Source organism: Stenotrophomonas geniculata, from assembly GCF_034508895.1.
Lineage (GTDB): Bacteria > Pseudomonadota > Gammaproteobacteria > Xanthomonadales > Xanthomonadaceae > Stenotrophomonas > Stenotrophomonas geniculata.
In genome coordinates this window covers 506,313-517,695 of the sequence record NZ_CP140571.1, presented here as the reverse complement: position 1 = coordinate 517,695, position 11,383 = coordinate 506,313, and the positions used below count along the sequence as shown (strand labels likewise).

General features: G+C 67.1%; 10 protein-coding genes. All 10 read right to left on the bottom strand.

Features of this window, described 5'->3' with window-relative positions:
* Positions 1-99 precede the first annotated feature (99 nt).
* Complete coding sequence (locus tag RI032_RS02520) at positions 100-735, bottom strand: ribonuclease HII (protein WP_043396472.1); 636 nt, start codon at positions 733-735, stop codon at positions 100-102.
* Positions 732-1,991 (bottom strand): lipid-A-disaccharide synthase, encoded by a 1,260-nt coding sequence (lpxB, locus tag RI032_RS02515; protein ID WP_049482825.1) that lies wholly within the window; start codon positions 1,989-1,991, stop codon positions 732-734. Before lpxB ends, RI032_RS02520 begins: the two co-directional genes overlap by 4 nt.
* Complete coding sequence (lpxA, locus tag RI032_RS02510) at positions 1,988-2,779, bottom strand: acyl-ACP--UDP-N-acetylglucosamine O-acyltransferase (protein ID WP_010486342.1); 792 nt, start codon at positions 2,777-2,779, stop codon at positions 1,988-1,990. Before lpxA ends, lpxB begins: the two co-directional genes overlap by 4 nt.
* Before the next feature lie 16 nt (positions 2,780-2,795).
* Positions 2,796-3,254, bottom strand: coding sequence for a 3-hydroxyacyl-ACP dehydratase FabZ (fabZ, locus tag RI032_RS02505; protein ID WP_008265823.1), 459 nt, complete (start codon positions 3,252-3,254; stop codon positions 2,796-2,798).
* The gene (gene lpxD, locus RI032_RS02500; RefSeq protein WP_088025400.1) at positions 3,251-4,273 is read right to left on the bottom strand and encodes a UDP-3-O-(3-hydroxymyristoyl)glucosamine N-acyltransferase; all 1,023 of its coding nucleotides are present in this window, start codon (positions 4,271-4,273) and stop codon (positions 3,251-3,253) included. The genes fabZ and lpxD overlap by 4 nt, the downstream gene beginning before the upstream one ends.
* Before the next feature lie 460 nt (positions 4,274-4,733).
* The gene (bamA, locus tag RI032_RS02495; RefSeq protein ID WP_322547803.1) at positions 4,734-7,097 is read right to left on the bottom strand and encodes an outer membrane protein assembly factor BamA; all 2,364 of its coding nucleotides are present in this window, start codon (positions 7,095-7,097) and stop codon (positions 4,734-4,736) included.
* Positions 7,098-7,171: 74 nt separating this feature from the next.
* Positions 7,172-8,530, bottom strand: a complete 1,359-nt coding sequence (gene rseP, locus RI032_RS02490; RefSeq protein WP_043396457.1) for an RIP metalloprotease RseP — start codon at positions 8,528-8,530, stop codon at positions 7,172-7,174.
* Between the two features lie 56 nt (positions 8,531-8,586).
* Complete coding sequence (locus RI032_RS02485; RefSeq protein WP_010486332.1) at positions 8,587-9,777, bottom strand: 1-deoxy-D-xylulose-5-phosphate reductoisomerase; 1,191 nt, start codon at positions 9,775-9,777, stop codon at positions 8,587-8,589.
* A gap of 2 nt (positions 9,778-9,779) precedes the next feature.
* On the bottom strand, positions 9,780-10,616 hold the full coding sequence (locus RI032_RS02480; protein ID WP_010486331.1) for a phosphatidate cytidylyltransferase: 837 nt from the start codon (positions 10,614-10,616) through the stop codon (positions 9,780-9,782).
* On the bottom strand, positions 10,613-11,380 hold the full coding sequence (gene uppS, locus RI032_RS02475) for a polyprenyl diphosphate synthase (protein WP_191863014.1): 768 nt from the start codon (positions 11,378-11,380) through the stop codon (positions 10,613-10,615). The genes RI032_RS02480 and uppS overlap by 4 nt, the downstream gene beginning before the upstream one ends.
* Between the last annotated feature and the right edge of the window lie 3 nt (positions 11,381-11,383).

The window sequence follows — 11,383 nt, the reverse complement described above, 5'->3', positions numbered from 1 at the left end:
AGGTCGACCGGGTTCAGGCGTGCGGGAGCCCGTTTCCTGTAGAGCCGAGCCCACGCTCGGCTGCTGCGGAAAGCCGAGCATGGGCTCGGCTCTACAAGGTCAACCGAGGCACTCACGTACCGGGGCGAAGCTGCGCCGGTGCTCCATGCAGGGGCCGTGCTCGCGCAGGGCGGCCAGGTGGGCCGGGGTGCCATAGCCCTTGTGTTGCTCGAAGCCGTACTGCGGGTGGCGGGCGTGCACGTCCTGCATGTAGCGATCGCGCGAGACCTTGGCCAGGATCGATGCGGCCATGATCGCGCGGTCGATGCCATCGCCGCCGATCAGCGCCTGCGCCGGCAGTACCAGGCCCTTGGGCACCACGTTGCCGTCGATGCGCGCGAAGCCGGCCACGTGGGCGACCGCGGCGACGACATCGCGCATGCCCTGCAGGGTGGCCTGGTAGATGTTCAGGCGGTCGATGGTGTCCACGTCCACCAGCACCACGTGCCAGGCAAGGGCGCGCTCGATGATGCGGTCATGCAGCTGCTCGCGGCGCGCCGCGGTGAGCTGCTTGGAATCGTCCAGGCCGTTGATGCGTGGCCGTGCCGGGTCGAACACCACCGCCGCCACCGCCACCGGCCCGGCGAGCGGACCACGGCCGGCCTCATCGACGCCGGCAACCAGGCGTTCCGGCTCGATTACCGCGCTGCCATCGAACAGGGCCAGGCTGGCCGCTGCGGCGTGGCGGCGGCTCATGCCTGGGCCTGGTCGCGCATCAGCAGCTCGCCGACGGCGTCGGCGGCACGTGCCGAAGCATTGCGGCGCAGGCGCTCATGCAGGCGTGCATAGGTGTCCTGCAGGTCGGTTACCCGTTGTGGGTGGTCGAACCACTGCTGGATGGCCGCGGCCAGCTTGTCCGGCGTGCAGTCGTGCTGCATCAGTTCCGGTGCCAGGTCCTGCCCGGCCAGGATGTTGGGCAGGGCGAAGCGGTCGACCTTGATCAGGCCGAATGCCTTGACCAGACGGTAGGTCAGTTCGTTGACACGGTAGCCGACCACCATCGGCCGCTTCACCAGCATCGCCTCCAGGGTCGCGGTACCGGACGCCAGCACCACCACGTCGGCGGCGATCATGGCGTTGCGGGCCTGGCCGTCGAGCACATGCGAGTACGCGACCGGCAGCGCCGAGCGTGACAGCTGCTCTTCGATCAGGCGCTTGCAGGCGGGGTTGGCGGCAGGCACCACCACGTGCAGGCCCGGGATGCGTTCGGAGACCTGCCAGGCAGCCTCGAAGAAGGGTTCGCCGAGGCGCGAGATTTCGCCCAGGCGGCTGCCCGGCAGCACCGCCAGCACCTTGGCCGAAGTCGGCAGGCCAAGCGCGGCGCGCGCTTCCTCGCGGTTGCCCTGCAGCGGAATGTCGTCGGCCATCGGATGGCCGACGAAGCGCGCGTCGATGCCGTGCTTGGCATAGATGGGCGGCTCCATCGGGAACAGGCACAGCACCAGGTCGGCGCTGCTGCCGATCTTCTCGGCACGCTTCTCACGCCAGGCCCAGACCGAGGGGCTGACGTAGTGCACGGTGCGCACGCCACGCTGCTTCAGCCAGCGCTCGATGCCCAGGTTGAAGTCGGGGGCGTCGATGCCGATGAACACGTCCGGCTGCCAGTCCAGCGCACGCTGGCGGAACGCCGAGCGCAGCTTCAGCAGGCGCGGCAGATGGCGCAGTACTTCGGTCAGGCCCATCACCGCCAGTTCGCTGGCATCGTGCCAGGTCTGGCAGCCGGCGCTGCGCATGGCGTCGCCACCGATGCCGGCGAATTCGGCATGCGGGAAGCGCGCTTTCAGTTCGCGAACCAGGCCCGCACCGAGCAGATCGCCGGAGGCCTCACCGGCGACCAGGGCGATCCGCAACGGGCGCTCGCTGAGCACCCGTTGCGCGGGGACGCTGCCGGTCATCGAGGCCAGCGGAATCACAGCGGCGCCGGCCGGCGCCTGGCCGGTCGTGCTGCTCATCGCAGCAAGGGCCTCTCGGCGTGCTCGATGAAGTCCAGCATGGCCTTCACGTCATCGCTGTCACGCGCCTGTTCGGTCAGCTGCACCTTGGCTTCGGCCAGCGGCAGGCCCGCCACGTACAGGGTGCGGTAGGCACGCTTGATGGCAGAAATGCGCTCGGCATCGAAACCGCGGCGCTTCAGTCCTTCGCTGTTGATGCCGCGCGGGCGGCCCAGCGAATCGGTGCCGACCATGGTGAACGGCGGAACGTCGCCATTGGTCAGCGCCCCCATGCCGAGGAAGGCATGCGCGCCGATCCGGCAGAACTGGTGGGCACCGGCGAAGCCGCTGATGATCACGTAGTCGCCCACGGTCACGTGGCCGGCCAGGGTGGTGTTGTTGGAGAACACGCAGAAGTTGCCGACATGGCAGTCATGCGCCACGTGCGTGTAGGCCAGCATCCAGTTGTCGTCGCCGATGCTGGTGATGCCGCCGCCGCCGCCGGTGCCACGGTTCAGCGTGACGAACTCGCGGAACACGTTGCGGTCGCCGATCACCAGCTCGGTGCGCTCCCCTGCATACTTCTTGTCCTGCGGTTCGCCACCGACCGCTGCGTGGCCGATGAAGCGGTTGTCGCGGCCGATCTTCGTCGGGCCGTGGATGCTGCAATGGGGGCCGATCACCGTGCCGGCACCGATTTCCACATCGGCACCGATCAGGGTGAACGCGCCCACCTGGACGTCATCGGCCAGGCGCGCGGCCGGGTCGATGACGGCGGTCGGGTGGATCCGTGGTGCGTTGTCAGTCATTCCTGCCTCCAGTGGATCAGCCCTTGGCGCCGGCACACATGACTTCGGCCGAGGCAACGACTTCACCGTTGACCTTGGCTTCGCCGTAGTACCAGCCCATGTTGCGGATCAGGCGCTTCATCTGCACATCCAGCATCAGCACGTCGCCGGGCACGACCTGCTTGTTGAAGCGGGCGTTTTCCACCTTGACCATGTAGAACAGCTTGGACTGCGAGTCACGGCCGAGCGTGAGCTGGGTCATCACGCCACCGGCCTGCGCCAGCGCTTCGATGATCAGCACGCCAGGCATGATCGGGCGGCCCGGGAAGTGACCCTGGAAGAACGGCTCGTTGATGCTGACGTTCTTCTGCGCAAGGATGCGCTTGGCCTCGATGTCGAGCTCAAGCACCCGGTCCACCAGCAGGAACGGGTAGCGGTGCGGGAGCAGTTCCTGAATCTGGCAGACGTCGATCGGAAGCTGCAGCGTGTCGTTCATTCTTTCTCCTTGCCAGCAGCCAGGACGCGGCGAGCCAATGCGTCCAGCTGCTTGAAGCGCGCGGCGTTCTTGCGCCACGTGCGGTTGTCGGTCAACGGGGTGCCGGACGAGTACTCGCCCGGCTCATGGATGGAATTGCGGACCACCGACTTGCCGGTGATCACGACTTTGTCGCAGATCTCGAGGTGGCCGACCACGCCGACGTGGCCGCCGAGCAGGCAGTAGCGGCCGATCCTGGCACTGCCGGCGATGCCGGTGCAGCCGGCGATGGCCGAGTGCGCCCCGATCTGCACGTTGTGCGCGATCTGCACCAGGTTGTCCAGGCGCACGTCTTCGTCCAGCACGGTGTCTTCCAGCGCGCCACGGTCGACGCAGGTGTTGGCGCCGATTTCGCAATCGTCGCCGATGCGCACGCCGCCGAGCTGCGGCACCTTGATCCACTTGCCGGCGTCCATGGCCAGGCCGAAGCCATCGGCGCCGAGTACGGCGCCGGGATGCACGCGAACGCGCTTGCCGAGCTTGACCCGGGTGACCAGGGTGACCCGCGCGATCAGCTCGCAGCCGTTGTCCAGGCTGCAGTCTTCGCCGATCACGCTGCCAGTGCCGATGATGCAGTTCTCACCGACCACGCTGCGCGCGCCGATGGAGACGAAGGGACCGATATGGGCGCTGGCGGCGACCTGGGCGCTGGGATCGATGACGGCGCTGGGGTGGATGCCCGGCGGGCGCGTTGGCGCGATATCGAACAGCGCGGCGATCTTGGCGAAGGTGGTGTACGGGTCCTTGGCCACGAGCGCGGCGCCGGGGGCGGCCTCGGCGTCGTCGGCACGCAGGACCACCAGCGAGGCCTGGCTGTCGGCCAGCTGGGCGCGGTAGCGTGGATTGGCGAGGAAGGTCAGCTGGCCAGGACCGGCATGGGCGAGGGTAGCCACGCCATGGATGGCGGTGGCGGGGTCGCCATGGACCTGCAGGCCGAACTGCTCGGCGAGTTGCTGGGCGGTGTAGGTGGGAGTATTCACGGCGGGAGTTTAACGTGTGACGCCATTGCGGTCATGCGGGGTCAAAAGCGGCGGCTGCCTGATGTCCCGGGGGTGATGGCGCAGGGGGCTGCCCAGGACACGCCGTAAACCCATCCCTGGGGGCTCGATGGCGCCTTGCTCGTGTGCGCTGTCCTGCGCACACGGCAAGACCGGGGTTGGGCGTCCTGCCCAACCCGCCCGAGGCATGCCTCGGGCCCATGGCGCCAACGGTCCTGGTCAGTCCCCTGCGCCATCACCAGATGATTTCACGCGAGCGCGAGAAGTAATGGCGGCGAGCAAGTAAAACGGAAACGCCGGGCAATGCCCGGCGCTTCGCACCCCGTCTGGTGGAGAGCCCCCCTTCTGTTAAGGGGGGCGCGCCAACGGCGCGGGGGATAGGAGGTAGGTCGGGACCCGCTGCTTGCGCAGCAAGCCGCGGCGCACCTTCGGTGGTCAGTTCTTAGAACTGACCGCCGAAGGTAAATTGCAGCCGTTCGATCTTGTCGCCGTCTTCCTTCTTCAGCGGGAACGCGTAGCTGATCGAGATCGGGCCGACCGGGGCGCGCCACAGCAAGGCCACACCGGTGGAGACACGCAGCTCGTTGGCCTTGAAGTTGTCCACGCCGGTATAGACGTTACCGAAGTCGACGAAGGCCGACACGCGTGCCGACGGGCTGTCAAACAGGCGCGGGAAGTAGGCTTCGACCGAACCGACGGTCTTCAGCGATCCACCCAGCGGCTGGCCTTCTGGATAGCCACGGGTGACTTCGCGCGGGCCGAGGGTGTTGTCCTCGAAGCCTCGCACGGAGTTGGTGCCACCGGCATAGAAGTTCTCGTAGAACGGCAGCCCCTTGGCGGTGACTGAGCGCAGGTTGCCGTTCTCGTCCGGCACCATTGCGGTTTGGTCCTTGCCGTAGCTGTCGCCGTAGCCGATTTCGGCGCGGGTGTTGATGACCAGTGACGGCATGATCGGCCAGTACTTGCTGATCTGGTAATTCAGCTTGTAGTACTCGATGGTCGAGCCCGGCAGGGTGGTTTCCAGGCCAACACGCTGGTAGGTACCGCGGGTCGGCATGAAGTAGTCGTTGCGCGAGTCGCGTGCCCAGCCCAGCTCCGTACGCCACGCGTGGAAGGTCTTGCTGCCCAGCACGTTGATGTAGTCGATGATCGACTGCGGGGTGGAGCCCTGGTAGGTGGTGATCTGGTTGCTGTCGATGCCGAACATCAGCGAGACGGTATCGGTCTCGGTGATCGGCACGCCGAACACCACCTGCGCCGAACCATTGGTGCTGTTGTACTGCGCGGTGTTGAAGTCGGAGTAGTCCAGCTCGCGCCAGGACAGGTTGTAGCCCAGCGACACGCCGTCATCGGTGAAGTACGGGTTGGTGTAGCTGAAGCCGTAGCGCTGCAGGTAGCTGCTGCGCGAGGCTTCGACCGACACGCGGTTGCCGCCGCCGAGGAAGTTGTTCTGCGACAGCTGCACCGACGTGGTCATGCCGTAGGACTGCGAGTAGCCCAGGCCGAACACGAAGCTGCCGGACGTGGTTTCCTTGACGTTGTAGATGACGTCAACCTGGTCGTTGCTGCCGCTGACGGCCGGGGTTTCCACGTCCACCGACTCGAAGTAGCCCAGGCGCTGCAGGCGGATCTTGGAGCGGTCGATCGCGGCCTGCGAGTACCAGCTGTTCTCGAACTGGCGCATTTCGCGACGCATCACTTCGTCGGACGTACGTGTGTTGCCACGGAACAGGATGCGACGCACCGACACGCGAGGGCCGGGCACGACCTGCATGTTGATCGCCACGGTCTGCTCGGGGCGGTTGGTGGTCGGGATCGGGTTCACCTTGGCGAACGCATAGCCGATGTTGGACAGCGAGTTGGTGATGGTGTCCGAGCTGAACTCCAGCAGCGCACGCGAGAACGTGTCGCCGGACTTCTGGATCACCATGCGCTCGACGTCCTCCTGCGGGAGGATCGTGTCGCCGCTGACCTTGATCTCGGAGATCTTGTACTGCGCACCTTCGGTCACGCCGGCGGTGAGGAACATGTCGCGCTTGTCGGGGCTGATCGACACCTGGGTCGAATCAATGCTGAAGTCGACATAGCCGCGGTCGAGGTACCAGGAATTGAGTTTTTCCAGGTCGCCGGACAGCTTTTCCTTGGAGTACTGGTCGTCACGGCGGTACCACGACGCCCAGTTGTGCTCCTTGGACTCCCAGGTCTCCAGGATGTCCTTGCTCTCGAACTTCTCGGTGCCGACCAGGTTGACGTGACGGATCTTGGCCGCCTTGCCTTCCTTGATCGCGATCGCGATGTCCACGCGGTTGCGGTCCAGCGGGCTCACCGTCGGGGTGATCTCGACGTTGTACTTGCCGCGGTCGTTGTACTGGCGGCGCAGTTCCTGGGTCACGCGGTCCAGGCTCAGGCGATCGAAGGTGCCGCCCTCGGTCAGGCCGATGTCGGACAGGCCCTTGAGCAGCTGTTCGGACTTGATGTCCTTGTTGCCGGTCACGGTCAGCTTGTTGATCGCCGGGCGTTCCTTGACGGTCACCACCAGGATGCTGCCCTGGCGGTCCAGCTGCACGTCTTCGAAGAAGCCGGTCTTGTACAGGGCGCGGATGGTCTCGCCGACCTTGTTGTCGGTGACCGTCTCGCCACGCTCCACCGGCAGGTAGGTGAATACCGTGCCCGAGCTGATGCGCTGCAGGCCATCCACGCGGATGTCGCTGACAGTGAAGGGCTCGGCTGCCTGGGCCAGGGCGGGAGCGCCGGTGACGGCGGCGAGGGCGAGGGCCAGCAGGCGGCGATTGGGGAGTCGCGTCATGTCACGTCCGGTAGGAAGGTCGATTTCGTTGGTGCGGGATGCCGACGCTGTAGACGGCAACAACATGGAAAAGTTCATCGCGGGACCAGGCCGAGGATGTCGTTGTAGAACGCCAACCCCATCAACCCGGCCAGCAACGCCAAGCCGATGTACTGGCCGGCGGCGATGGCACGCTCGCTCAGCGGGCTGCCCTTGACCAACTCGATAAGGTAATACAGCAGGTGGCCGCCGTCCAAGATCGGGATCGGCAACAGGTTGATGATGCACAGGCTGAGTGACAGCAGGGCAAGGAACTGCAGGAACCAGTCCAGGCCGCGTTTGGCTGAAACATTGGCCACGCGGGCGATGGTCACTGGTCCGGAAACGTTCTGCAGCGAGGCTTTGCCGGTGACGATGCGGCCCATCATGCCCAGCGAATCGGCCGCCAGGCGGCCTGTTTCGCGCACGGCCACGGTGACCGCGTCGAGCGGGCCATAGCGCAGCAGGGTGTCATAGGGCGGGCTGAACGAGGTCGGGAACTGCACGCCGATCTGCCAGATCGGCTCGCCCCTGGAATCCTTGCCCTGGCGCGGGGTGACTTCCAGCGCCAGGCGTTCGCCGCCCCGCAGGACCTCGATCATGCCCGGGCCGCCAGCGCGGCCCAGCGTCTGGATCTCGCCGATGACCTGGTCGGCACCGTCGATGCGCTGGCCGTCGATCGCCACGATCAGATCGCCCGGCTGCAGCTGCCCGGCCACCACGGAGTCCGCGGTGAGCGAATCGACCCGTGCCGGTTGCAGCCACGACTGCCAGTAAAGGCCAGCCAGGATCGGCACGCGTCGTTCATCGAAACCGGGGGGCAGCTGCGACAGCGGCAGGGTGCGCACGCGCACCTGATCGGCCGGGTCCAGCACTTCCAGCGTCACGTCGCGGCGGTCCATCGCTGCGGCGGTCAGCGCCATGCTGGCCTCGCCGAGGGTGACCACCGGGCGCTCGTCCACGCGCAGAACGCGGTCGCCGCTGGTCAGGCCGGCGCTGGCGGCGATGCCGCTGACACGGCCGATGGTCGGCGAATAATCCTGCTTGCCGATCACGAACATCGCCCACAGCAGCAGGATGCACAGCAGCAGGTTGGCGATTGGTCCGGCGGCGACGATGGCGATGCGCTGCCAGACGGTCTTGTGGTTGAAGGCCTGGCCGCGCTCGTGCGGGTGGACTTCGACTTCGCGTTCGTCGAGGAATTTCACATAACCGCCCAGCGGGATGGCGGCGATGGCGAACTCGGTACCGTGCTTGTCCCGGCGCGACCACAGCGGCCGGCCGAAGCCGACCGAGAAGCGCAGGATCTTGACCCCGCACAGGCGCCCGACCCAGTAATGCCCGAACTCGTGGAACGTGACCAGCAGCCCGAGGCTGACGATCATCCACCAGACCGATCCGATGAAGTCAGTCATGCAGGCTCACAGTGGCGGGCAGGGGCGGCGTCGTCATGCGTGTGCGAGGCGGTCGTTCAGGCGGCGTCGATGGCGTTCAGGGTGAGCTGGCGTGCCCGCTGGTCGGCGGACAACAGGACCTCCAGTGTATCGGCTGGCTGGGTCGGCAGTGTTGAAAGAGCGTTAGCAACCAGTTCCGGGATGGTCAGGAAACCGATCCGGCCCTGAAGAAACGCTGAAACGGCCTCTTCATTGGCAGCGTTCAGCACCGCCGGCGCGGTGCCACCGGCCTGCATTGCCTGCCAGGCGAGGGCCAGGCAGGGGAAGGCGTCGGTGTCGGGGGCCTCGAAATCCAGACGGCCCTGGGCCAGCAGGTCCAGCCCCGCCACGCCCGATTCGATGCGTTGTGGCCAGCCCAGGCCAACGGCCAGGGTGGTGCGCATGTCCGGCAGGCCCATCTGCGCCAGGGTCGAACCGTCCACGAACTCGACCAGCGAGTGGACCAGGCTCTGCGGATGCACCAGCACGTCGATGCGCTCACCGGGGATGCCGAACAGGTGGTGGGCCTCGATCACTTCCAGGCCCTTGTTCATCAACGTCGCCGAATCGACCGAGATCTTCGGGCCCATCGACCATTTCGGGTGGGCCACGGCCTGGGCCGGGGTGACCTGGGCCAGCGCGGCCCGGCTGCGGCCGCGGAACGGGCCACCGGAGGCGGTCAGCAGGATGCGGCGCACACCGGCACCGTCAATGCTGGCGTCGCGCGAGCGCAGGCACTGGAAGATCGCGCTGTGTTCGCTGTCGATCGGGATGATTTCGGCGCCGGCACGTTCGGCAGTGCGGGTCAGCAGCTCACCGGCCAGCACCAGCGATTCCTTGTTGGCCAGCAGGATGCGCTTGCCCGCGGCGGCCGCGGCCAGGGTGGAAGACAGCCCGGCCGCACCGACGATGGCGGCGACCACGGTGTCGCAGGCATCGCTGGCGGCCAGCTGGTCCAGCGCGGCATGGCCGGCATGCGCCTCGGTGGCCAGTCCGGCATCGCGCAGGCCGTCGCGCAGCTCGGCGAACAGTGATGCGTCGGCGATCACCGCGTGCGCGGGCTTGTGCTGGCGGCACAGCGCCAGCAGCGCCTGCACCTGGCGGCCGGCGGCCAGCACGGTGGCCTGATAGCGCTGCGGGTGGCGGGCGATCACGTCCAGCGTGGAGGCACCGATCGAGCCGGTGGCGCCGAACACGGCGACCCGGCGCAGGTCTGCGACAGCATTCATGGTCAGAACCCGAAGATTTCCTTGCCGAGTGCGAACACCGGCACCGCAGCCAGGACGCCGTCGACACGGTCGAGCACGCCGCCATGGCCCGGAATCAGGTGGCCCGAGTCCTTGGCGCCGGCGTGACGCTTGATCAGGCTTTCAAACAGATCACCCAGTACCGAGGCGAACACGGCCACCACCGAGGTGATCAGCAGGCCCGGCAGATGTGCGGTATCGATGCCGGCCAGCCAGCCCAGGCCGACGGCCACGGCGACACCGGCCAGCAGGCCGCCGAACAGGCCTTCCCATGTCTTGTTGGGGCTGATGCGCGGGGCCAGCTTGTGCTTGCCGAAGTGACGGCCAGCGAAATAGGCGCCCGAATCGGCCGCCCAGACCAGTGCCAGGGCAGCCAGCAGCCACAGGTGGCCCTGCTTGCCCGGCGGATCGCCGCCAGCATGGATCAGCACCAGCGCGGCCCAGGCCGGAACGATGGCCAGCGTACCGGCCAGCATCTTCACGATGCGCGAGGGTGCCGACGGTTGCGCGCCGAAATTGAAGAAGCGAAGCCAGACCAGCGCCGCCAACCACCAGGCGACGCCGGCCAGGGTGGTTATCTGGAACAGCACCAGCGTGCTGCCATCGGCCCAGACCAGCAGCACCATCAGCAGCAGGTTCAGCACCAGCAGCACGGTGCGTGCCAGGGTGTCTTCGATGCCGGCCAGCTTCAGCCACTCCCACAGGCCGATCAGCAGCACCGCCGCCGCCGCCGCTGCCAACCATTGGGTCGGCAGCAGCAGGATCGCGGCAATGGCGACCGGCGCCATGATCAGCGCGGCAAGGACTCGGGTCTTGGTCATGGGCTGGAAGTCTCGGTGGCCAGTGCGGCGATCTGGGCGCTGGTCAGGCCGAAACGACGCTCACGGCTGCCATAGGCGTCCAGCGCCTGCTGCAGCAGAGCGGGATCGAAGTCCGGCCACAGCGCCTCGGTGAACCACAGCTCGGTGTACGCCAGCTGCCACAGCAGGAAGTTGCTGATGCGGGTGTCGCCACCGGTGCGGATGAACAGGTCCGGTGGCGGCAGGTCGGCCAGGGCGACCTGGCTGCCCAGCAGCGATTCGTCGATCTGTTCGGGCAGCAGGCGGCCGGCGGCGACCTCGGCGGCCAGTGTGCGCGCGGCGCGGGTGATGTCCTGGCGGCCACCGTAGCTGGCGGCGATCGACAGGGTCAGGGTGGTGTTGTCCGCGGTGCGCTGCTCGGCCAGCTGCATGCGGCTGACCAGCCCGGCGCCGAAGCGTTCGCGCTCGCCGATGAAGCGCACGCGCACGCCACGCCGATGCAACTCGTCCACTTCGCGGTCGAGCGCGCCGAGGAACAGCTTCATCAACGCATCGACTTCTTCCTGCGGCCGGCCCCAGTTTTCGCTGGAGAACGCGAACAGGGTCAGCGCCGGAATACCCAGCTCAAGGCAGCGCTCGATGGTGCGGTTGACCGCACGCGCGCCGGCCCGGTGGCCGATCACGCGCGGACGACGGCGCTGCTGTGCCCAGCGCCCATTGCCATCCATGATGATGGCAATGTGGCGGGGCAGGGCGGCCGGCAACGGAGGCGGGACTGAAGGCATCGA